This window comes from Butyrivibrio hungatei, from assembly GCF_001858005.1.
Taxonomy (GTDB): domain Bacteria; phylum Bacillota; class Clostridia; order Lachnospirales; family Lachnospiraceae; genus Butyrivibrio; species Butyrivibrio hungatei.
This window is the reverse complement of sequence record NZ_CP017832.1, coordinates 52,994-76,794: the sequence shown is the minus strand read 5'-3', so window position 1 is coordinate 76,794 and position 23,801 is coordinate 52,994. Positions and strand designations below refer to the sequence as shown.

The following is a 23,801-nucleotide window of genomic DNA, read 5'->3' as shown; positions in this document are numbered from 1 at the left end:
AATTCCTCCTTATTTAGTTTATTGCAGTGTTACTAGTTATAGCAACTAAGCCGCTAATAACCGCTTGCCATCTCGCTCGAAAATGTAAAGAGCATCTTTAGCACGAGTCATAGCAACATAGATCAAACGGTTCTGCTCTTCAGACGAATCGTCCTTATAATCATCAACCATAAGCACAACACGCCATTCCATACCCTTACTTTCATGCGAAGTAATGAATATGACAGAACCCTTAGTGTCGGGCTCCACCCTAGTTTCATCGCCAAAATCAGCCATATACTGCAAAAGTTCATAAAGCTCTTTTGTACTTCTGGCATGATTTTCATAGATGAGCCTTTCAACAGCTTGCTTAATAGCGCTTTCACTGAGATTTAGTACACTAGATACCTCATCACAGTAATAAGCTGATGGCTGTTCAATGCTCACAGATAATACGCACTCTGCCAATTTATCATCAGCAATAAGATTGCGTATCTGAGCGGAATAATCACAACCCTGCTCATAATGATTTTTAAGGGCAAAAGACAGCACCTTAAAGAATGGGTTGTTGACTACATACTCCTTTCCTAGGATAGACGGGAAAGATACTTCCCGTTGCAGATCGCAAAGTGTCTGATTCTTCGAGGCAATTACCGCTATATCCTCGTATGCGTAGCCCTTAGAAATCAGCTCAGAAACAACCATGTTAAGCTCCGACGCACTTTGGCCCGTAATAGCAACAGGTTCAAGACCGCCTTTCTTTACAGGAATTATTTCCTTGTTGATTCGCTTGTTACCAAGAATCACCTTTTCAGCTGACCTAACGATTTTTTCAGAAGTTCTAAAGTTTTCCTTTAGCGTATAAAGCTCAGCATCAGGGTATATCTTGCGAAAATCAAGCATGTATCTGTTAGAACCGCCTCGAAAAGCGTAGATACTCTGGTCGTCGTCACCAACTGCGCAGATATTCTTGCTTTTTAGACTAAGACTATAAATAAACTTAGCCTGATCCCTATCAATATCCTGATATTCATCCACCATTATGTATTTATATCTGCTGGATATCTTATCAAGGACATCTGGGTGCTCATTAAAAAGCTTCTGTGCAAGAGTAATCTGTTCGCTGTATGAGATGTACCCATTTTGCTTTACTACAGACTCATAGAGCTTAGAAAATCTCAAAAAGTCCTCAGCATACTTTTCAGTATTACCATTTACCAAAACATCGTCTAAAGCTTTGCTTATATTGTGGAGCAAACCATTATTACCCTTGATAACAGAGTAATTAAAGCCCTCCAAAGGCTCACTAATATCAAGCAATCTGTCAATAAGAGTCATTTTTTCTCTACTTGTTAGTAGCTTGATATTCCCGACCAACGAAGGATTCAGCTTTAAGATTTGATAGCCAAGGGCATTAAGAGTCATAATCTCAGGCACCGAATATGGCTTACAAAATGATAAGCATCTATTCTTTAGCTCCTGCGCAGCTTCACGAGTGAACGTGATTGCTAAAATAAACTCTGGTTCAATACCACAATCAAGCAAGTGTTTAATTCTGCCAACCAAAGTAGCAGTCTTTCCGCTACCCGGTCCTGCACAAACAAGCAACGGACCATCAATCTTATTGATAACTTTTTGCTGAGTTTCAGTAAAAGTAGGCATCTGATAACCTATAGCATCCGTTTCATCCTTGGCATTAGCTTTGGGCATATTTGAGATGGTGTTCTTCTGACAAAAATCTCTGCAATCACACTCAAAGCAATTATAAGAAACCTTTGTCATAGCAGCCTTCTCAAGCTGCGAATACAGAGTTTCAAAAGAAAAGCCATGTTCATCATAATATGATGAATAATCATGGATGAAGATATTACTCTTCTTTGTCTTAAGAACTCGGAATTGAGTTGGATTGCCAAGAGCATCATCCTCGTTAAAAAGATACACCAAAGCGATATTAATACCGGGATAATCCTTTTCAAGCGAAGCCTTGGCACACATCACATTAAGATCCGTCTCCGAATTAGTATGAATTGATTTCCCGTTAAGACTTTTATCCGCCTTTTTAGGAAAGACAATACATGCATACGACTGACCGTCTTTCTCTGCAATGAGATTAACGTAAGATAAGAACTTAAAATGCGATGTTTCTACAGTAAGCGATTTCTTTGTTGACAATATCTTATAGCCATCCAAAAAGCTAATAAAACGCTTAAGACAGGCAATATCGTCAGCAATCTGCATATCTCTTACATAGTCATACTGAAACCCGACTTCTTGATAACCTTTTCTAATAGAATCGTACAATAACTGCACTCTTCCATCAGAAAGCCTATCTCCAAGTTGATTCAATATGCCATATAAAACACTGCTTCTAGTAACTGTCTTTGCAGACATTTGTTTTTTAGTCCTGCAAGTATAAAAACTACTTGTCTGAACTACTGTTTTCATGGCATTTTCCATGTCACAACCTCCTTTTTAATTGATATATATGATTAAAGATTGGCAATAAAAAAAGACGCACAAAGCGTCTTAAAAAATGCGAATCTATAATTTTCTCCTGGTTAAATATGTTTACCTCGTCATGAGGGTTTGGGAACTACATAACGTTGATCTACGTTAATTACAAAAAATAATAAAGAAACACATAATAATTCTATATAAATATAGTATTTACAGCAATAGCAAAGTATAGCAAATAGACGCAAACAATTGCATGAAACATGGTTCTTGGCAATAAAAAAAGTATGGGAACAGCTGATGTGCCATTCCCATACTTTTGTCTAAGCGCTGGCAATTCTTTGCCAACAAAATTAACCGCATCCACAAAGAATAACTTCATCACATACTCATTAACAAAGCAATCATTAAAATAATCACGCTTAGTTATTTTGAACATGATAATGGTATTCTCAGCACTCGCATCATCTATACATGTAAAATTGAAATATGAATCATCAAAACATGCAGATGAAAACGGTTCACGGAATATACTAATCAATCCATCGGCTCTTTCTCTGATATCATTAGGAAGCTTATCTTTGTAAGAATCATATAAGTAGACTTCTTTTGAACTATACATGTGAATAACCATCTGGTTATTCTCGTTTGCATATAAGAACTCTCCCATTAAAGGAAAATTACACCTTACATGCTCGCCTGTAAGCCCAACATTGCAGAACATATCTGCAATTGCATCAAAAAAATTACTAGCCAATACAGAAATTTCACCACCAGTTAAAGCTGCGTCCATTTCTTTAGCAACACAAGCGATCTCATCAAGAGCCTCGTCTTGAAACTCCTCATCAATATCATAGCCATAAACATCAGTAATATAATCAACATACTCTGTACTACCCGTATCAAAGCTATCCTCAAGGCCCTCCAAAGAGAGAACTGTATCAAATAATAGCTTTAAGATCTGAATAGACTTAGAATCAAGATGATTACCAAATACCTCAACCCATGAATCATCATTAAATTCAAATAGGTCCATATTATTATAGCTAACACCTGCATTATTAAAGATTGAAGGGAAACTCATCTCAGCCTTTTCAAAACGCTTAATAACGACGCCTTCCCCTCGAGCATTTAACAGTTGGCGAATCTTATCCTTGAACTCATAGGCCATGTTTTCATGCTTACATAGAGATATCATGTCTCCAGAAAGCTCATAGTCTATGCTGCTACCTTTTCGCACTGTTCAATATCCTCCTTTTTAGAAATAAGTCCATATCTTTCTGCCAACGCTGTAACTAGTGCCACTTGCGCACCACTATTAGCAGGAAGATCACACAGATGCGTCCAATACATCTCATCAGCACCAAAGATACCCCAACAATAAAATGTACCATCACTGGCAATACGGGTATTCAATCCCATGAATTTATTGTTCAAAAGCTCTTTCACAAAAGTCAGGTCACTATCTGCAACATCCAATGTCAGCAATCTGCCTATAATTGATGATTCATACACAATATAATACTTATCTAGTGTTTCAAGCGTCGGATCCACATCCCACTCAGAATACAAATCATCAACAAATTCTGGAACTGCTTCTGTAAAACGCGCAGTGTTAAATTCAAGAAGTTCTCGTTTACTAAGAAAAGATTCTGCTAAGCCACGCATAATCTTTTCAATCTGAGAAGCATCTTCTCCGGAATAAGCATCATAATTTAGCTCTGCCAACTCATCCTCATATATAGAAATAACCTCGAAAATACCCAGCCTTTCTAAATCCTTAATGAGCTTACTATAGTAATCCGTACCTAATACAGCTCTATACTGAATGTCATATCGTTCAAGAAAAACATCAATATCCTCATTGGTATCAACCTCAAAACCACCTGCATTAATTACATGTCCATCAGATATGACAACATCATAATTAACAGTTTTATCGCGCTCAAACATTCTCGAACGTAAAACATCTAAAAACTTCTCCCTCTGAAGCTCATATGTAAGGTCATAAGCCCCACAATAATCCCCGTCACCAACAGTATTGTTAGAACACTTTCCAATAAACTTCATTGCCAAGGATACATCAATCATAATTCCCTCCTTAAGCAACATCTTCTTTATCAGAATAAGGTACGAACTCCTGATAATAAGTATCAGTATCAAAAGTTACCATGCCTGGATTTGGTTTACCCGACAACATAGAAGTAATTTCCTTTAGTAGGATATTACCTGCACACATATTAGTAGCAATATGTTGTGGAGCAACATTATTAAGTTCCTCACAGCTCATCTCGGTAACGCTTCTTAAATCAGCATTCTTGATCTGTGGGAAATAATGAGACCTTGTTGGACTAAGTACCTTGCCATTAAGCTTGTAGCTAAAAATGACTTCACCTGTTGAAAACTCATTGGCTGAGTCATAATAGATCACGTTATCATTAGCATTGAAATAATCTTCAAGTAACATACGACAAGCGTGATTATCTACACAACCTACAATCAAAGGTATATACATTATTGAACCAGTATTATTGGACAAGTTCTTTAGCTGGTCTATTTCGGTTAAATATGTAGCAAACGCTCTCCAATTAAGCGAAAAAGCACTTGAAAGAACATCAGCCATAACTGATGCTTTATTAAAACCTACATCTTCTTTGGTGAATGCCTGTCTTGCAAGATTCTTATCTTCAATGACATCACCATCAAAAATATAAAGACTTCCAATATTAGGATTGCCCCCTGCGATAAAACGAGAAAACTCCTTGAGGAAGTAAGTCCCTGTTCCGCCACTGCCAATAACAGCAATATTATATTTAATCTTGGGTTGTTCCATATTTATATCCTCCTTGTTAGCAATAAAAAGGGCAATCAACAAAAAGTTGACTGCCCTACTCTAATTAATTATTTTTAAAATCCTTATACAACATCCCTGTGCGATCCTCTGTGTCAAACTGCGTCATTGCATAGCAGCTTACCTCAAACTGATAATGGTTAGCACTAACCGGAAAACCATAGTACCACTTATCCGTAATAGCAAACAACTGTTCGTCTGTCACATCGCCCACGAACTTACCATCAACGATAGAGAACCCGACAAAGTGATTAGTCTCCATAAACTCAAACTTATCAGTAAAGCCTAAGCTTTCCTTTGAAGAAATAAAATCTAACTTATACTGCTCACACATCTTACAAGCATATATAAACTTTTCCTTGTCAAAATCCTCACCTTTTGACTGCATATCAGCATACTTCTGAATTTCTCGTAACCATAAACATAAATATAAAGTATTTACTTTATATCGTTTTATATCTTCTTTAGATTTAAGTAACATACCACTTTCTGTCATGCAGCCACCTCGAAAGATTTGAATACATACTGTTTAACAGAATCTCTTTCAGCTACACACTGAACTTTGATCCTCATTTTAGTGCGGCTATTGCTACATTTTGTAATATAGCCATTCATTTTCTTAGCATCCTTTGAATACATATTAGGGTAAAAGATGATCTGGGAGATAGAATCCCTACAGACATCCCCTACAATCTCATATGCATTTAGTTTATAAACAGGACGCTCATCCTTTGTGTCAACAACCTCAAACTTACCCTCAGTAACGAAGTTTAATATGCTATTTTTCTTGTTTTGGGTATCCTTGGTGTCTCTTGTTGCTTTTGAAGGAGCGTCAACACTCCTATCAATTTTACCATAAGCACCAAAAATGCCAAAACGCTTTGCGGCATTTTTAAAAGCAGCATGGCAAGCGAAGTTAGATGAGTTAGAAAGGTTTGTATCTTTGCCAGTATTCTTCTCATACTGGCAAGTATATCCACCATAAGATTCCCTATAGAGAATAACCTCTCCATCATCTGATAAGATTGAGATCCGACATTTTACCGTATATTGTTCTTGATTGGTAGTAATTCTACTGTAAGAAAAATCCGTATAATCTACTAGATAATTAGCAATACCTACTACCTCATCAAATACTGAAATATACTCATCGATCCTGAAATAATTATACTTGTCTTTCTTCGCAGCCGGATACTTTACTTCTCTAAGTAAAGCAAGAACCTCAGTTAAGGGCTTTCCATTTACCGTACTACTCATGCGCACATCCCTCCGAAACCATCAAATGAAAAAAGTTCAGAGCATTTAATGGTAGTAAAAGAGCCCTCCATTCCTGCTCTGAAACTCATTGTAAGCTCATCTTTATCAAGATTTCCGATAACGCCAAAAAGTCCAGTGTAAATCTCATCAGCATCATCAATAGCTGAAAATCTACCTGTCATTGTGTTATGACTATGAATTGTAAGTGCAAGAACATCATCTGTATGGCACATCTCATAAAGCACTCTGACCTTTGTATAAGAGGCAGCAGGCTTTTTGATGTAATAACAGTGTTCGTTTATAGACCAATATATCTGAACCATGTTTTCTTTAGTAAGGTCCTTAGAAAACTCCTTAATAACATCAGAAAGTAAATATGCTGGAATTTTAGGTAGCTTTCTTTCAAAAGTCACACCACATACATCATGTGTTTCCACATTCTCATAGCCTTTAAAAACACCCAACTCAGTATTTTCAACACGCTCCTTAAATTCAGAATCAACTCTGTAAAAAGGAAAAGTGATAACGTTAGACACAATATTAAAAGAAGGAGCTGCAACAGCAGCTCCTTTCTCACCTGATACAACAGCAACACCGACGATACCGGAATTTCTGTCATAAGAGATATCAAATTTTCTGGATTGTGAACGGAAGATCCTGTAATAATTCTTCAGATAATCCACAATATCGTTCTTATCCACAACCACCTTACCGCTAAAATCATCAGCAGTAAGCTGAGCCTTTGTACCATATGTTTCGATCCATAACACGAAAGGAAGTCTATAAAGTTCCTTTGTCTTAACAGACTTAGACTCTCCTTCGATACCTAAATCGCTACGACTTACGATAAGTCTAGACTTAGTAGTCGCACCAATAAACAGAACGTTTGCATCAGAAGTATAAGCAACAATGGTAACATCCTTTTCAGGATAAAGGCTTTTGATCTGTGCACCAGTCATTGTCTGATTGCCACTATCATCATAAACAGTGTACTCCTTATCATCAACGAGAGTTACTTTTTTTGTAAACACAGGTGTGGCAGAACAAATAGCAGTATCAACATTCATTGAGCAGCCTTTGAAATCAGGATGAGATTCAACATACTTAAGAGATAGATCAAAAACAGAAACCTCTTCAGCTTCAAGCTCACCAAAATCACATGTCTGATATGAAGCCCTGTTTTCACCACTAAGAACCGTTACATGTTCACCAATCTGGTTGTCCTCATTAGAAGCCTTCTTAAAATCACAGAAGATAGTAGAAGCTCCATCGTGATAAAGCTCCATAAGAGCGATTTCCTTATAACCAGCATCATAGGTAGCCTTGACTACCTCTACAGGTTTATACCTCACACCTGCATCACCATAAGTATAAGTAAAACCAATACCTTTAACAACAACAGGTCCGACAAGATTTGTCTCTTTCTTTTTCTTCGGAGCAACTTTTTTGGTTTTACTTGCCTTATCCTTAATCTCTTCTTCAGTAGAATCTGAAATATCAGCAGAATCTTCAGCCTCGTCCTCAAGGTCGATATCATCTGTATCAATATCTGTTACAGTATTATCAGCCTTAATGTCCTCCGCCTTCTTAGTTTCTTTGACTTTTTCTGCCTTATCCTCTGCAGTATCATTCATTCCAAATGCATCAAAAATGTTAAATGTCTCAAAATCCATAATTAGTAATTCATTCGCCATAATCCGGCGAACTTTCCTCCTTTTTAATATTTGTTTTTTAGTTATGTTGCGTTAAGCGACTGCTTTTTCAAGCAAATCATCAATAGTACCCGTTTTAACGAGCCACTTTTCTGGAAAAACATCTAGTTTTTCTAGCTTTTCAAGTAATTTAGCCTGCGAACAAGCAGGCTTAACTCTGCCAGTTCCATCGCCATAGTAATCATTGTTCGTTTTACCTAAGAAAAACTCCTCAGAAAATGTGCATACAGCCTCATCAAGACCTTCAATCTTAATGTTTCCGGTACAGATATGACCGCTGCCACTAACATTACCAAATGGATACTGATAAAGAGTCTTATCGTCTCCATTTTTAAGTGCATAGCATTTTTTAGCTACAACGCTCCCTTTCGATACCCTAATCTTAAACACAAGACGAGGGAAAGGAACATGATAATGTTTATTCCCAAAAACAACGACTCTTACAGCAGGCTCAACGATCCAGGTACAAACATAATTATCATAATCACCAAAATACCTTTCGATAGTATTCTGTGGCCAGAAATTATCTTTAACCTTTACCAGCTGAACGTCCTCTACAAGTGAATGACCTAGATACGAGCAAAACTGAGGGACAGTGAGTATCCTCACGACCTCTTCGCCGTTTTTATCTACATTCCTTACTCGTAGAAATTCATTTCCTACACGGTCAGTGTAGTTGTTTACTGTTAGTTCCATAACTAACCTCCTTTTAAAGAATTCTTCTTGCTGAAGCAACTGATTTCAAGGCTGCAAGTTGACGCATCTTTGATTCATTAAAGATAGTGTCAAATACAAGCACATCAAAAAACTTATTACAATCGCATAAAATTGAAATCACCTCATCATCAGTAATATCAGCAATTTCTTCAGACGACTCTGCTTTTAAAATTCTTAAAAACTTCTCAAACATGTCAGGGTTAACCCCCTCTGGAGTATCAGTAACATACTCTGCATCCTTCGAAGCCTTAAGCTGTTCGTTAAGCAGCTCTAAGGAAAATCTTTTCATTTGATGCCTCCTTAGAACGTGAAAAGTGATTGTACACCCTCACAACATCGCCAATTGACAGTCCATCTAAAGACACTTTTTCAGTGATCTCACGCTTTCCAAGAGAAGTATTCTCATACATCTCATTAAGTAAGCTGACTGCCTCCTCCTTACTACCAGCACAGATTCTATCCATGCCACGGAACGTCTTAATCATGCGACATTCCTCCTTTCATAAATTTATAAATTAAAAGTTGGCATAAAAATAAGACGCAAAAAGCGTCTCTAATATGCGAACTTGTAATTTTTCTCCTGGTTAAATGGTAATCACCACGACAAGTGGATTTGTGTAGAACATAGTGTAGATACACACCAAGTACAAGAAATACCAATAAAAAGACAATATTATCTTATAGTAATAAGAATATTAACCGCAACAACAAATTCGCACAAAATAGCGCAAAAGTGTGACAAGCACGGGCTCTCCCACAACATTGAACAACTCAGCACAATTGTCAATTTAAAGATATTTGCTATAATACAAGTAGATTATTTTATATATTTCGCATGTTAGTAAATACAATTACTAGCACCTTTGCTTAACACTTACACTTAAAGCAATGCCATAGGTACTTAGTTTTAAGTAGGCAAAGGCTTATGATTATTCGCTTATAGGCGAGGTAAATAATTGAATATGGGCATCCAGGCCCTATTTATAACCAAGTGGTTATCAATCAGGGTTTGGAGAAAGCGGACAGCTCCTTCCCTGTTGATATATATTATTAACAAGAAAGGAAATGTCTAAGATGGATAATAGTTTTACACCTTATGATGATGCGTGGCGCACAATGCTTAATGATGCACCAAGAACTTTGTTTCCTTTGATCAATGAAATGTTCAAAAACAGAGGTATTCATCTAACAGGCAAGGAAAAACTTGAGTTTTCTGCAAACGAGATATATTTAAACAGACAGGATGGAGAACAATCAAAGCGTATAACCGACTCTTCTTTCACAATAAATGACGGAGGTATCATTAGACGCTTTCACATTGAATGCCAGAGTTCAACCGACGGCTCAATGGTTGTTAGAATGTTTGAATATGATGCGCAGATTGCATTAAACGATGCTCGAAATAATTGGGAAAGCGGAGACTTGTTTGTTAAGTTTCCGGAATCGGGAATATTGTATCTCAGATCAGCCGAAAACATGCCGGACTTTGTTACAACTACCATTGAAGTTCCGTCTGGCGAAACGGTTTCTTATAATATCCCTACTCTGAAGATTTCTGATTATTCCGCCGAAGATATTGTTGAGAAAAAATTATTTTTTCTGATTCCATTCTATCTTTTTAACTTTGAAAAGTATTTTGAGCAAATTGAAGAAGGGGACGAAAAAATAATAGGGCAAATGCTCAATCAACTTGGTATTCTTTCTGACGCATTAAAAGAAGCTCGTAAAAGCAGAGAATTAAAAGAAACAGAACTTATGAGCATTGCGGGTATGTTCAAAAAAGTATTAGAACATCTCACAATTGACTATGAAAATGTAAGGAAGGAGGTCTTAAATAATATGGGTGGAAAAGTTTTGAATTATCCCCAAAAAACGGCTTATAAACTTGGTGATGCTGAGCGCTTAGTTCGTGCTGTTCAAAAAAACATGAAAAAATACCATGTTTCCCTTGAAGACGCATGTGATGGTTGCGATTCATCATTAGATGAGTATACTAGAGCCGTAGATCTCCTAAAAAATAAAGGGTATTTAAGTTTAACTGTGTTTAGACACAATTCAATATGATACTTTAGAGAAATAAAGTGGTGTGTTTGGAAGGATATCCGTCACACCACTTTTACTTATACTTTTGCAATCTCAGAAAGATACTTAATAGCCTTATTGAAAATGTATTGATTATTGTGGGAGCTATTTACACTATTACCAATACATCGCTGTTCCTTTTCAGAAATGAGCATATAATCATGTCCCATACTGCCACCGGGAAAACCGCCTTTTATTTCCTGAATGGAAAATGTAATGTCTTTATTGTTAAGCCTGTTATATATGGCGAGTATATCGTCAATATCTTTCTTTAACTGTTCTTCATCTATTCTCATAACTCTAATCCCCACGTCTCTTTGTCATGTTTATAGCATTTAAAGCCTTCTCTGAGTAATATATCACGCTTATAATCATCAACCTGTATATTATGGTCAACCCATATAGTAGGGCGAATAGGTAGTTTAGGAGTGCCAAAAATGCCTTCTGTCTCGTGTTCAGGGCCTATATTTGATAAATCCACCTTCATGCCAAAATACTTTTCTAAAGCAAGAAGGACCGCCTTGGAAGTATAGACCTCATTCCACTTAACAGTAGTATCTCCTGCAAGCACAAGGAACACATGCTCTACAAAGTCATTGATATGCGCATCTGTTAATAGCACCGTTGGAGAACTGAAATCCTCTGTCTCTGACGTTAAGAGCGAGTACCCCTCTGGGCTATGTTTCCATCTATAATATGGTGGAGCAACTTCCCTCTCTTTCGGTATCCTGTGAGGCTTCTGTTCCCCATTATATGCGCCTACTATGAGTTGTGCTATCTTGGCAAGAATGGCATCTTTGGCGCCCATTTCGTAAGACAAGACTTTTTCATCAAAGGTACTTGGTATCGTATGTGCAGATAGTCTTTCATCGATTTCTTCAATACTTCTAAAATGATTATGTATATAGATTTCCATAGCTTCATCAGAAAATCTACGGGACTTAAACTCAGATTTTTCTCCTAAATGCAGCAAAAGCGCAAGAGCATAAATCATATCCTCATCATTAAATGGCCCGGTTATATCAGGATATGCTTTTTCATCTGTGCTGAATATGTACCAGTTGCCATTATATTCAAAGAATCCTTGTTTATTAGGGGCAGGGATATATTTATCGGCAACATTATCCTTCCCCACGTAGTTTTCAAATACCTGTTTATATATATTATTGCGTTCCTCCGGTAAAAGGTCTTTCAAATAGATACAGTATTCGTTGGGATAACCACCTACAAATGTCATGTGTTCCATATCCTTTTGTAAAGGATCAGTTATCCATAGGACTTTATGCCCATGAAAATCGCTTATATAATTAAGTTTTTCTCCTTTATAGTCAACTTCTATTGCCATTATCTGCCCTCCAGAGAATTATTCAGAGTATCAATCATTATCTCACAGAACTCATGTGGTGTCTTTTTTCCACCAATCCAACGTAAATCTTTGCCGGCCTGAATTGCTCCAATGACAAAAGACAAGTCAAACCCGTCATGGAGAACTGCCTTGTTTCCGTTCTCATCCTCAATATAAGTACATGGCTCATAATAATGACTGCTGAGATTATATAGCTTTCCATCTTTGCATGTCTTTAATCTCATTCCATCATCTGATAGTATAAGTTCATAGTCGTTGTCCTGATAAAGAATATCGCTACTTTTATTCATAAAATCAGTCTCCTTGTCCTACTCAAAATTCCTCTGAACATTCCAATATGTTGAGCAGTTCGTCTATATCCACGCCTGCACCTACATCAATACGTTTATACTGCTTTTCTGGCTTAAAGGTTGCCATAGCAAAGCCTATTGCTCCATTTGGTATAGTATCAGCAAAATAAGTATTTTGCTTCTGATAATAAGTGTATTTTGGTGGTTTAGAAGCGGTAGTAGAGTATATCATCTTGGCTCTCAGCACTTCAAACTTGTATCCCCTGCCTTTAGCTGATACCTCTTTTGATACTCTGTTAAGGCTTTCCGTAGCAGCATTGGTATATTCGTAGTCGAAGTAGTTGAATATCTCCTCACGCCAGTTATAAACCATCTCTATAAACTCTTTATACTGCTTGTACTTCTTCGCTTTTTCTGTCCACTCCTCAAACATAAGCTCTGCTGAATCCCTGTCACCCGCCTTGTAGATGTCTCTGAAATCTTCTTTGAGCTGATGTGGCTCTTTAAACTGTGGAAAGCTGTACAGAAGATCCTGCAACTTAAATACGTCCATCCCTTTTAAATCGTCTTTATTAGTAAGGAGTAGCCATCTGTTACGCTTGGTATGTGTTCTTTCCTTGGCGGTGAGCTTATCCTGTTCCTGTTTTCTTATGGAATCCAAAGCTTCATTCAGATGCTTTATCACATGGAACTTATCTATTATCATGGGGACACCGGGCAGTTCAGAAGTAACAGCGTCCTTATAAGGCCCCCACATATCCATTGTCACACAATCAATCCTGTCCTTCTCAGGCAGCTCATATAGCCATCTTTTTACCGTCGTGAGCTTTCTATCAGCAGTCATATCAATTATGCGCTTATTTTCTATATCGACATATACGCCCCGATAGATGTTATTCAGATGGGTTTCATCAAGTCCTAAGACTCTTGGAGCGACGATCTTTCTCTTAGCATCAAGTTCTGCCACATGGTTTTCAAATATCTGTTTTACTGTCGGTACGGATATGGATAATTCCTCTGAAATGTCAGAAAAGGTCTTTTTAAGGGCTTTCTCACAGACATATTTCCTCATGCGGTTAGTCATCTTGGCTCTTTCATCAATGGATGAATACTTGTCAGACCATGTATTACCGCAGTTCTTACACTTATAACGGTGTCCTTTGATGATAAGCCCTACGAAGTAACCATGAACATTCAGATCACGGGCTTCACGCTCTGTTGTGCCATGCTTAGTGAAGTTGTTTGACTTACACTGAGGACAGTAGAATGGTTCTTCTACAGGCTCTAATATGTAGGTGGCGTTCCTGCCTTCTTCGTGCCTTTCTATGATTTTGAACAGTTCTGATTCTATGATATATGAACTATTATCCATACATTTAAGCTCCTTATACTGTTAATCTGATTATAACCCAGACACAGTTAAACTTAAATGTAAACACACTTAAACTAAAAGAATTAGATGTTTGTATATAAAGTAAGAGTGTGCCGAAACACACTCAAACTAAAATACCCAAAATAAAAATGAACAATAAAAGTCCGCTTATGTTCTAATATTCAATTTAAAAAGACTATGCCTTTCCCTTAAGGGAAATGCATAGTCTTTTTTGTTGCTAGTATTTTCCTTAAAAATCAATCGTATTCTGTGATAGAGCCTTACGCAAAAAACACATAAACGAAGCTAATTGTATATTATTTAGATGCATCCTCAGATGCGCTAGAATTTGCATCAGATGATGCCACAACACCGTTTTCATCAGCAACAGGGAATGAGAAAGTAACTGAATCCACCTGCTTGCCGCCCTTGAAAAATGCAATAGTAACTGATGGAGTACCTGGCTTCTCAAAAGTCAATGATACTGCAGAGCTGGTTGTAGCAGAATCAGGAGTTGCTGTAATAAAAGTTTGGTCGTATTCTTTAAGCGCATACATAGATGCCCCCTCACTATCAACCAATACATTTAAAGCCACAGTATCTCCCACTTTATACGTCTTTTTAAGGTTAACTCCAGTAATATCTACGCCATAGTTTTTAACAGAGAATGTGATAAGTGATGCATTAGTAACAGGAGCTGATGATACACTACCAAGAGAAAACACGCCTTCGTCCATGAGTACGTAATAACTCTTACCTGTCTCAAAGATCTTAGAGAAGTATACATCAATCTTTGTACCACTCTCCCATCCCGTAAGAGATGTACCAACACTATCCATTTCGTCAATTACAAATGATGATGTATCAGCTACATCTACTGTTGAATAGATATTATTTGTCTCTGCCTCGTACACACCAATTTTACCGTCACCAAGCTGAATCCCCTTATTTTCAAAATAAAAAGTTACAGCATTAGTACCTGCAAGAGCATACATATTTTCATTACTATTTGGATAAAAAGCCATAAGTCCAACTGAATTACTTTCTACTTCTGGAGATGCCTCAGTAAGCTGAGGAAGTGTCTCTACAAGTGGAGCAAGTGACATATCTGCATTAGCATTATCTGTTGTATTCTTCTTGCCACATGCGGTTAATGACAAAACCATTGCAGCTGATATAAGAATAACTGATACTAATTTCTTTTTCATCTTTACGCCTCCAAAGCTACAGAGCAATCCTTAATAAATTGAAATGTAGTAATATTCTTCAAATTAGTTACCTTTTTTATTGCATAGGTTGAGGTTTTATATGCCATTCTATAATCATTAGTAAAGGCACCCTCTGTCTCAGAATATGCTTCAAAAAGCTCCTGGCATGATGCCTGTGGATGTTCTGCAGCGTAAAGGATTACAAATAGTAATGCGTTATAGCCTTTTAGCTTTGCAGAAATCCCATTATCTGCTAAATATGCCTTTACATAATGTTTCTTTTCTAACTGTGCGCGATATTTATCACCGCGCCAATGAAACTCATTCACCATAGATGCCATAAACAAAAACCTTTCAAATATTAAAACTTTCCTTCGCTGAATAACTGATTAAAACTTTTAGTAACCAGCTTGTGCTTTAGCACAAGCGTCCGGAGAGAGAAAATGAAACGTAAAGTTAAACATAACTAAATTTGCGTTAATCAAGATAACCCAGCTACCTTCAAAAGAATCATCCTGTTAATTGCATTCCTATTACACCACATATTCTCGGATTTTCCGGTACTTGTAAAACCATTATCATCCCACCATGGACAATATGAATGTGTAATATTATCCATAGCAGCCATAGAGCTGTCATAATCCTGAGGATATCCATACGTGTTAAACGTCATTCTGTAAAAAGTGTTTTGTCCCTTATTCCAATAACGACTGACAATAGAATCCATACACTCAACCATGCAACAGCCTTCAAGCGTTTTATACCCCGTCGTTCCATATTTTGTAGCCATGGTAGAATATGAATTCTGGTATTCTTTTTTGGGACTCCACCATTTCATTTGACCAGTATCTGGGTGTAAATAATAATAATTACCCTTAGTAGTAAGATTGTACCAGTTGTAAGAAGGAACACCTATACCTCTTGAATACTCAGTCATAACTATAGCCAACAACGCAGCTACATCTACTTGTGTGGCATGTTGATACTCTGTCAGATCGTCAACAACAGCATCCCAATTAAAGGAATTTTCCTTCAAATGCGCAACTTTAAATACCATTGCTGCAATTTCATCTCTCGTGTAATAATATCCACCATCAAGAGGAGTATCTGCACCATCCACCAAAGAAACAAACCCATTAACAACGTAATGCACCCCTGTTCTTGGATTAGTAGCCTCAGCAATATATACATCACCTACGAAGTTTGCCTCAACGTCTACACGACCACTTTCAACATCACTAGGATTTGCACTTGAATTACCACTTCCAACACCTTTCGGTACTGTTACACCATAACTTGAAAAAGGAATTGTCCCTGCCCTAGCCTGACTCTTAACATCATCAGTAGTTACGTCATAAAACTGTCCATAATCAACAGCATTATCATAATTAATTACAATTTCCTTACCAGGATATTGTTCCTGGAGAGTGTCAATAAACTCGAGTACCACCTCATCAGATGGCTTCATTCCATAATAATAGACCTCTATCTGATTATTATTATAGAGCTCAGCAAGATGAGTAAAATAATCACTTCGACTATTACCATACCCCGAACCCTCATAAAGAAAATCGAGATAAAAGACATACCTCTCCATCATCCTATCAGCCCAATTATAGTCTTTCTGACTACTCTCGTTATTTTCTTCCTTGTAATAAGGACAATAATCATCCGAGGACAAGGTATTTATAAATGTATCAGGATTTATTACTCTCCACTTCCCAACAAGATAATCACCTTCTGGTGGAGTATAGTTCTCCGGATCAGGAGTATAATCTGGCACTTCTGACGTTGACACATACTGATACGTAATTGTCTCAATCATATTTGCCGCCCCTTTAGGAGCAATATCCGGAGCAAATACAGTAGGCGTAACAGTCTCACCGTCATACCCATGCGGATCAGAATAAAATGGTCCCCAGTCGGTTGGATCTGCCACCCTAGTGTATCTGTAAGCTACTTTCGGGTCCGTTGAAATAGTATCATACTTAATTGCTGTCCAAGAATGCTGATGATTCTTATCTTTAACGGCGTTATATCTATGAATAAAATTATAGCCAAAAACACTATAAACATAGTTTAAGTCAGCAGTTGATAAGTAATAGCCATCAGTACTATTAATACCATAATTACCACCCTCGCTTGCGACGTAAGTTGACTCATCATTGATCTCACCTTCAAGGGTTTTCGCACCATACTGCTCCTCAGAAATCATATAAGCAAGAGCCATCAATTCTTGCCAATGCACAGAATACACTCTCTCGCCATCAATTTCTTCACCTTTAAAGTTCTCCTCTGTCATGTTTCCATAGATTCCATCATTAGCAGACTCATCGGTCAGATCAGGGATTACATCCTTGCATGGATTCGACTCCTCCCACGTCCAATTTAAAAAAGCACCTGTCTCAGAAACATTTCTTGTAAGCTCCCACTGGTGAGATTCATAATAGATATCATTCCATTCGAACATTGCCTCATTGTAATCAGCACAATACTGCATAATATCTATCATGTCCTCGGGAGCAAGAAATAAATGTTCCGTCCGCATAAGCTCATCTAACGCGGCTTGTGATTCCTCGTCAAGTCTTGACGAATCGCTACTCGCACCATCAGACGTTCCATTCTTCTTTTCATAAGTAGCCTTCATGCTTTCAAGGAGCTGCCTTGTTGCATCCGGATCACCGCCGCTATCCCATGCATTTAAGGCATCATTATCAAACTCAGGTCTATTCCAAAAAGTAGCCCACTCATGTGACACCGTTTTCTTAACTGCATCAGCTACATCCCATAACCCTTGTAAAAGCAATACAGGAAATATCACTATGATAATAATAACCGACACTACAACAAGAATAATCAACCGAATCTTCCTGGTTTTCTCTCTAATAACACTTTTAATCTTATTTAGCGGTGCTTTAGCAATTTGCTTAGCCTTATTTTTTGCTTTTTCCTCTACATATTTATATGCTTCAGGAGTTTCAAACCCCCTACTATCATTAGCCATCTAAAAAACCTCAAAAAGCCCTATGCCTATTCATCCATGTCATGTGGCATAGGATTACTATTATCACCATAGATACTGTCATAAACGCTTTCATCCATCACATCTACAATATACGTTCCATAAGCTCCATCTGAAGAAATATGCATGGTATATGTCCCTTCAATAGGATTTGCAAGTTTGAAACAAATCATGCCATCATTATTTTCATTCCAATAACTAGGCTTATAGTACGTACCATCAGGAGCTAACAGGTATGCATTTTTGGGAGTTATATCCGTATTTACATATCGAAAAAAGAAAATAGCAACGCTATTAGCCAAATCACTAGTGACGTCGATAGACCTATCTAAATCAACCGCATTAGGATACAATATGTGATAATTATGCTCATCTAATTCTTTCTGCATCTGTTCTACTGTTTTTCCAGAAGATAATGACATATCAGAAGTAGCAACCGAAGCCTGTTCTTGTGTACTACCCTCAGCGTCAGGTTCAACTACCACTGTTACCTTTCCTACAGAGCTTCCAGTAGAATTAGTACCTCCATTTTTTAAAGAAGTTGCATCTGAATCAAACTTTGTCAAAGTATAAAACATTTTCTCAAGATACTTCTTAGCTTTAATAAGTTTTGACTTATCTTTCTCATCAGTCGCAACCAGCAGTACTAAATCTTTTCCATCAGCCCTATACTGATATGAAACCACATAGTACTCTTTTCCACTTGAAGTAATAGTACCTGCTTCATACGTCGCATAAGTGGCATTTATATAGCCATTATCGGAAATCGCGCTTGCATATGAATTAGTGGAACTTACCTCCATTCCATCTAACACAGAAGAAAAGGAAAAAGCATATGCTTCAGCTGTTGATACGCTAGCATCTTTAACTCCATATACATAAACAAACTGCTCGTCTTTAAAAGATACTGCATCCTTCGAACTGTAATAAAGCTCCCCCGTAGCACACGCACCATAAAGAGTGTTTGGAAAACGAATAACTGTAGGAAAATTATCATACTGATTTCTTCTATAAGTCTGAGCCGCATCAGTACTTGCCAATGTAGAGTCAGGAAAAGAAAAACTAAGAAGAGAATTACTTGAAACAAGATGGAAAATACCTGCACAAATAACACTAACTACTACAACAAATCCAATAAACAGCGCAATGCGATCTTTAGCAGAAAGCTTTGCCATCGCACTCCAAAACCTATTTTTATCAGATGCATTCATTATTATCACTCTCCCAATTTACTGTTCTACTGGACTACCACTTATAGTAGTTGCAATGTCTCCGCACTGCTGATAATTCATTATTCTAAGAGAATATGTTCCCTGAGTTGCAGCAGAAAGTGAAAACTTAACCCCGTACTCAGTCTGTTCAATAGGTGTGCAGTAGGACTGGCCGTCCGGAAAAAATAACTCAAGAACAGCATTAGGATTAGCCATAGTCCAATCAACAGAAAGGACAAAATTCTCATAATCCGAAGGAACAACAACAGGTATAGACTCAGTGACCTCATCGCCAACGATTGCAAGAGACATATCCGTGCCATCAGTTGAAGATGCTTCAGCAGAGGCTAACGCCGCAGCCTCCTCCTCTTGCTTTGCTAATAATTCCTGTTGAGCTGCCTCCCTTGCATCAGTAAGCGCCTTGTCAAGCTTCTCATCATAGCGTACTGTCTTGATAATTGCAGACAATACAGATGCACAAGTATTCGCGGCATCTGTAGTCCTATTTACTGTTCCCACAGCGATAAACAGGTGATTGCCAAAATAAACACCCTCTGGAACATCAAGTGCGTATCCAAGAACTGTTGCCTGCTGATTAGCCACGCCATCAGTAACATATAATGAATCAGCAACATACTCGCCTTTAAAACCATTAATGTAGCCAACTTTGTCAACCTCAGTAGTAATCAAGGTTCTCTCAGGCACATAGTTAATAAGAAGAGCAGCTGGGAACTGAGATGCAATAATATCCTGAACATCATACTGGTCTGTATACTCAGCAACGTATGCAAAATAGCCATTTGAGAGCTGATAGATCATACCAGTACCAATCTTTGCTCCACTTCCAGTAGGAACATCGACCATATAAGGAACTGATTCAAAAGAATATGTGTTAGACAAAGCCTCATTCTCGACATACTCATTATTCTGAGCAACGAATACTGAATCCTGAAGCTCGCCTTGAGGAAATATTACCTGCTCGGGTTTCTCAATATGAACAGCTCCAACAAGCATATTCATTGCAAGCAAAAAAACAAGTAATACTCCAAGCACTGCTAATATTGTTTTTGAACGTTTATTCATACTATAACGGGCTTTACCCGCCTCCTACTAATAACAAAAATCTATATGCATCAAAGAAAATCTGGTTTAACCGGAACTAGGTCATAGCCCTGTTTATTCTTTGCCTTCTTTATTCTAAGGAAGCAATCAGAAGTCTCATTTCCAGCCTTATGAATACCTTCACCAGTGAAATAAACCCTATCAAGATCATCACCAAGATTATCAAGTTTCATGATCCAATCAGCCATTTCTACAAGATCAGCATTGTTTTCAACCACAACAACTGCTCTTCCGACAGTGTTCTTCATATCTCTTGAATATAAGAACTGTTTAATCAGATTAACCTTATAGATGCACCTGTCCTCATGGTCGCCCTTGGACTGAGCAATCTCATATCTGTTAAGATATGCATCGATAACACCAACATGTACAGGCTCACCATTCTCATATTTAAACTTAAGAATAGATGGGATGAAGCAAGTACCGATAGCTTTGGTCTGGAAAATCCCCTGCTTAAACTCACAGAATGTATCAGACAAAGCCATTTTTGATGCAACATAACCTGATGCAGCTAGACCAACAATCTCATATGGGTTCTTTGCTTGTATCCAATTCTGATGTACCATTCTCTTACCAAGAAACTGATTCATATGAAATATGCCATCTTGCGCGCATGTATAAAGTGACATATGTGTAAGCCTCGGCTTATTATCAGCATCAAACGTATCAACTTCATAAGTTATCTTGAAAAGGAACCCACTTGACATGAGCGCATGAAGTCTTGAACGTACATTATCTGAATTATTAACATCCATGATATGAAGTTCAGGCGCTGTTCTATGAAGAGCCTTATTAAACATTGTGATAGCATCTGTATCTGCTACGCCAAGATTTGCAACTGCATAAAGTAGATGGCAATCTGACACGAAGCCAAGCTCATCAGCTGCAAACCTCTTAAGTTTAAGGTCACTATCAAGGTAATGATACTCCCTACCAAGCGTGTCTCTCAACTTATCCTGACAAACATAAACCCTATTTCCACCATTTAACTGCTGTCTCATAATGACAGATTTTTGTTTTGTAGCGATATCCATCTCTAATACCTCTATTGACGGCTGTATTTAAATAACAGCCTTATTCTTTCTTCTGCTTCTATTAATAAACTTAACTGCTGCAATAGTCTGTGGGTCCTTAGATGCAAGCGCAAAAGGAACGACCTTAAACACATGGTCTACAGGGCTAAGCTTCTTTATCTTGCACTTATACATAGCCCCGATGAGAGGTCTTCCAATGTTCTCCGTGTAATCACACATGATCTCGATGCCTTTTACAAAATTTGACTTGCCCCACCAGTATGTTTTACCATCGGGCTTTTCAATACAAGTTACATCAATTACAGCATCTTCTTTTATAAATTCAGGAATGGTTTTCCAAGGATCCTCTGTGATAGTATCTCTTGTAAGTGCAAAGGCCTGTGTTGCATGTTTTCCCTTTGGAAGCATACTGTCAATGAGGAAATCATATACTTCTCCAACTTCTATCGAATTAACAAGCGTCCTCTGGAATCCATTGGTCCAATGCTTTATGCGGCAAATACCAAGAATGCCCTGTCCCAAAATATTTACAAGTACTCTGTTATCTGTAACAGATATGATTGTACCTGGAACAATAAGCTTCTTTCCGCCATTTAAATCGTGAATAATCTCAGAAATAAGTTTTGACTTAGTTGTTCCCCTATCAGAATGCGCACTACGAACAAATACAGTATTACTCTTTTCATCAATATCCTTAACAAGGACATTGAAATCAACATTCATAAATCTGTCTTTGATATATGTTGTAAAATAAGAAAGATCCTTTGCAATAACCTCATTTTCAAGTACAATAGTCACACCATACTCATCCTCTCCGTAAAGAGAACCTTCTGGAGTCGCAAGACCAAATACAACACTAAAAGCCTGATTTTTAGCCTTCGCCTCACGATATCTTGCTAAAGGCTCAATTACATCCCTATCTTCAGGCAAACGAGTTGCATTTCTCTGCTGATCATCTCTAAGCAACGCAGAATACTTTTCAATATACTTACCCATACAAAATCTCCTTTTTAGAAAAACCTATCAAACAAATTTACAATTCTGCTGTCTGCTGCATAGCAGAAAACATATACGATAATTGTCAGCGAGATTGGGATAACAAGTTCCATAATAAGAGCAAATTTCCTTATAGCTGCACTCGACTTGTTAATTCTTCTAATTAAAAAGCCCACCGCAAGACAAAAAATAGAAATAGGCGGCCAAACAGCTTTCAAAGCATCTGCGCCCTTGTTTATCTTATAGCGACCAGCCTCGACATACTCGCCACTCTTGGCATCGTAATACACATTGCTAGTCGCATCTCCAACTCCTCCCACCATTTCGCCGGCAGAGTAGGTATCAAATTTAACATTTATATTCCCACTATCAAGATACTCATTAACGGATTCCTGACCTGCTGCCACATTTTCAGTGATATATGAGCAGCCGCTCAAAGCAAAAATGAATATCATAGAAATAACCGATACTAGGAATGATTTCCTTATTATTTTTTTATCGCTCATCTAAACCACCACGCTCCCCATAATGCCTTTTGCGACAGGACGGAGCAAATTCAGCTATCATATCATCGATGTCAGTAATAAGGGGTTCTGTGAGTTGTTCACCAGATGCCCGCTTACTCAATCTGTAGTATCCAATTGACACCCTACGCTTACCTATGCCGTCTTTGTATGTATAGCCACTTTTCGAAGTTGCCTCAAGCCTAATTTCTCCACTAAGAGGGTCTTCTGGGCAAGTAATATCAACCACTTTGTAAACAAGTGGAAGTCCATTAGCGCCAAAATAACGGTCATAAGGCTTATATACAGCCTTTATTTTCCCTTGTTTGGTTCTCGAATATGTATATTTAACGTCAACAATTACGTAATCTCCGATATTAGGTAATGGATACCTTGCCTCATTATGTTCATATATTGGTCCGAAATCTTTTTTTTGGTGTAGCTTATACCCCGTTTGCTTTCTTTTTTTTATGTCACGTTTTTGTGAATTATCCTCTTTCATACTAAAATTTACCTCTCCTCAAATTCAATAACGCAGATAAATCTGCGTAACATAATACAGAAATATACTAAATTTACGAATAATTTATAAACTTTGCACAAACTGTATTATTTTATCATAAAA

24 protein-coding genes are annotated in these 23,801 nt (G+C 37.6%); 1 reads left to right on the top strand and 23 read right to left on the bottom strand.

What is annotated here, in order from left to right:
- Positions 1–45: 45 nt before the first annotated feature.
- From bhn_RS14870 to bhn_RS14825, 10 genes are all read right to left on the bottom strand, one after another.
- Positions 46–2,436: an ATP-dependent helicase gene (locus tag bhn_RS14870; RefSeq protein ID WP_071177621.1), complete on the bottom strand. Its 2,391-nt coding sequence runs from the start codon at positions 2,434–2,436 to the stop codon at positions 46–48.
- 193 nt (positions 2,437–2,629) lie between these two features.
- Positions 2,630–3,673, bottom strand: coding sequence for a hypothetical protein (locus tag bhn_RS14865; protein WP_071177620.1), 1,044 nt, complete (start codon positions 3,671–3,673; stop codon positions 2,630–2,632).
- The gene (locus bhn_RS14860; RefSeq protein WP_071177619.1) at positions 3,652–4,524 is read right to left on the bottom strand and encodes a hypothetical protein; all 873 of its coding nucleotides are present in this window, start codon (positions 4,522–4,524) and stop codon (positions 3,652–3,654) included. The genes bhn_RS14865 and bhn_RS14860 overlap by 22 nt, the downstream gene beginning before the upstream one ends.
- A gap of 10 nt (positions 4,525–4,534) precedes the next feature.
- The gene (locus bhn_RS14855) at positions 4,535–5,266 is read right to left on the bottom strand and encodes a ThiF family adenylyltransferase (protein WP_071177618.1); all 732 of its coding nucleotides are present in this window, start codon (positions 5,264–5,266) and stop codon (positions 4,535–4,537) included.
- 64 nt (positions 5,267–5,330) lie between these two features.
- The gene (locus bhn_RS14850; protein WP_161487344.1) at positions 5,331–5,672 is read right to left on the bottom strand and encodes a hypothetical protein; all 342 of its coding nucleotides are present in this window, start codon (positions 5,670–5,672) and stop codon (positions 5,331–5,333) included.
- A gap of 104 nt (positions 5,673–5,776) precedes the next feature.
- Positions 5,777–6,541, bottom strand: a complete 765-nt coding sequence (locus tag bhn_RS14845) for a Rad52/Rad22 family DNA repair protein (protein ID WP_071177616.1) — start codon at positions 6,539–6,541, stop codon at positions 5,777–5,779.
- Complete coding sequence (locus bhn_RS14840) at positions 6,538–8,214, bottom strand: hypothetical protein (RefSeq protein WP_161487343.1); 1,677 nt, start codon at positions 8,212–8,214, stop codon at positions 6,538–6,540. The genes bhn_RS14845 and bhn_RS14840 overlap by 4 nt, the downstream gene beginning before the upstream one ends.
- Before the next feature lie 72 nt (positions 8,215–8,286).
- Entirely contained in the window at positions 8,287–8,949 is a 663-nt protein-coding gene (locus bhn_RS14835) for a hypothetical protein (RefSeq protein WP_071177614.1), read from the bottom strand.
- Positions 8,950–8,962: 13 nt separating this feature from the next.
- Positions 8,963–9,259 carry a hypothetical protein gene (locus bhn_RS14830; protein WP_071177613.1) on the bottom strand — a complete coding sequence of 99 codons (297 nt, stop codon included), beginning with the start codon at positions 9,257–9,259 and terminating at the stop codon, positions 8,963–8,965.
- On the bottom strand, positions 9,231–9,455 hold the full coding sequence (locus tag bhn_RS14825; protein WP_071177612.1) for a hypothetical protein: 225 nt from the start codon (positions 9,453–9,455) through the stop codon (positions 9,231–9,233). Before bhn_RS14825 ends, bhn_RS14830 begins: the two co-directional genes overlap by 29 nt.
- 589 nt (positions 9,456–10,044) lie before the next feature.
- On the opposite strand from bhn_RS14825, the gene bhn_RS14820 reads away from it, so the two are divergent.
- On the top strand, positions 10,045–11,034 hold the full coding sequence (locus tag bhn_RS14820; protein WP_071177611.1) for a hypothetical protein: 990 nt from the start codon (positions 10,045–10,047) through the stop codon (positions 11,032–11,034).
- Between the two features lie 56 nt (positions 11,035–11,090).
- Here bhn_RS14820 and bhn_RS14815 read toward each other — a convergent pair whose 3' ends face one another.
- From bhn_RS14815 to bhn_RS14755, 13 genes are all read right to left on the bottom strand, one after another.
- Positions 11,091–11,348, bottom strand: coding sequence for a hypothetical protein (locus bhn_RS14815; protein ID WP_071177610.1), 258 nt, complete (start codon positions 11,346–11,348; stop codon positions 11,091–11,093).
- The gene (locus bhn_RS14810) at positions 11,345–12,397 is read right to left on the bottom strand and encodes a hypothetical protein (protein WP_071177609.1); all 1,053 of its coding nucleotides are present in this window, start codon (positions 12,395–12,397) and stop codon (positions 11,345–11,347) included. The genes bhn_RS14815 and bhn_RS14810 overlap by 4 nt, the downstream gene beginning before the upstream one ends.
- Positions 12,397–12,708, bottom strand: coding sequence for a hypothetical protein (locus bhn_RS14805; RefSeq protein ID WP_071177608.1), 312 nt, complete (start codon positions 12,706–12,708; stop codon positions 12,397–12,399). Before bhn_RS14805 ends, bhn_RS14810 begins: the two co-directional genes overlap by 1 nt.
- A 22-nt stretch (positions 12,709–12,730) precedes the next feature.
- Positions 12,731–14,080, bottom strand: coding sequence for an ISL3 family transposase (locus bhn_RS14800; RefSeq protein ID WP_071177607.1), 1,350 nt, complete (start codon positions 14,078–14,080; stop codon positions 12,731–12,733).
- 317 nt (positions 14,081–14,397) lie between these two features.
- On the bottom strand, positions 14,398–15,288 hold the full coding sequence (locus tag bhn_RS14795) for a hypothetical protein (RefSeq protein WP_071177606.1): 891 nt from the start codon (positions 15,286–15,288) through the stop codon (positions 14,398–14,400).
- A 2-nt stretch (positions 15,289–15,290) separates the two neighbouring features.
- Positions 15,291–15,629: a hypothetical protein gene (locus tag bhn_RS14790; RefSeq protein ID WP_071177605.1), complete on the bottom strand. Its 339-nt coding sequence runs from the start codon at positions 15,627–15,629 to the stop codon at positions 15,291–15,293.
- A 140-nt stretch (positions 15,630–15,769) separates the two neighbouring features.
- Positions 15,770–18,292, bottom strand: coding sequence for a hypothetical protein (locus tag bhn_RS14785; RefSeq protein ID WP_071177604.1), 2,523 nt, complete (start codon positions 18,290–18,292; stop codon positions 15,770–15,772).
- 26 nt (positions 18,293–18,318) lie between these two features.
- On the bottom strand, positions 18,319–19,521 hold the full coding sequence (locus tag bhn_RS14780) for a hypothetical protein (RefSeq protein ID WP_071177603.1): 1,203 nt from the start codon (positions 19,519–19,521) through the stop codon (positions 18,319–18,321).
- A gap of 18 nt (positions 19,522–19,539) precedes the next feature.
- Entirely contained in the window at positions 19,540–20,604 is a 1,065-nt protein-coding gene (locus bhn_RS14775; protein WP_071177602.1) for a hypothetical protein, read from the bottom strand.
- Positions 20,605–20,654: 50 nt separating this feature from the next.
- Positions 20,655–21,677: a hypothetical protein gene (locus bhn_RS14770; protein WP_071177601.1), complete on the bottom strand. Its 1,023-nt coding sequence runs from the start codon at positions 21,675–21,677 to the stop codon at positions 20,655–20,657.
- Positions 21,678–21,704: 27 nt separating this feature from the next.
- Positions 21,705–22,673, bottom strand: coding sequence for a hypothetical protein (locus bhn_RS14765; RefSeq protein ID WP_071177600.1), 969 nt, complete (start codon positions 22,671–22,673; stop codon positions 21,705–21,707).
- Between the two features lie 14 nt (positions 22,674–22,687).
- A complete protein-coding gene (locus bhn_RS14760) occupies positions 22,688–23,179 on the bottom strand; it encodes a hypothetical protein (RefSeq protein WP_148661983.1) in 492 nt (163 codons plus the stop codon).
- On the bottom strand, positions 23,169–23,678 hold the full coding sequence (locus bhn_RS14755) for a hypothetical protein (protein ID WP_071177598.1): 510 nt from the start codon (positions 23,676–23,678) through the stop codon (positions 23,169–23,171). The genes bhn_RS14760 and bhn_RS14755 overlap by 11 nt, the downstream gene beginning before the upstream one ends.
- Positions 23,679–23,801: the final 123 nt, after the last annotated feature.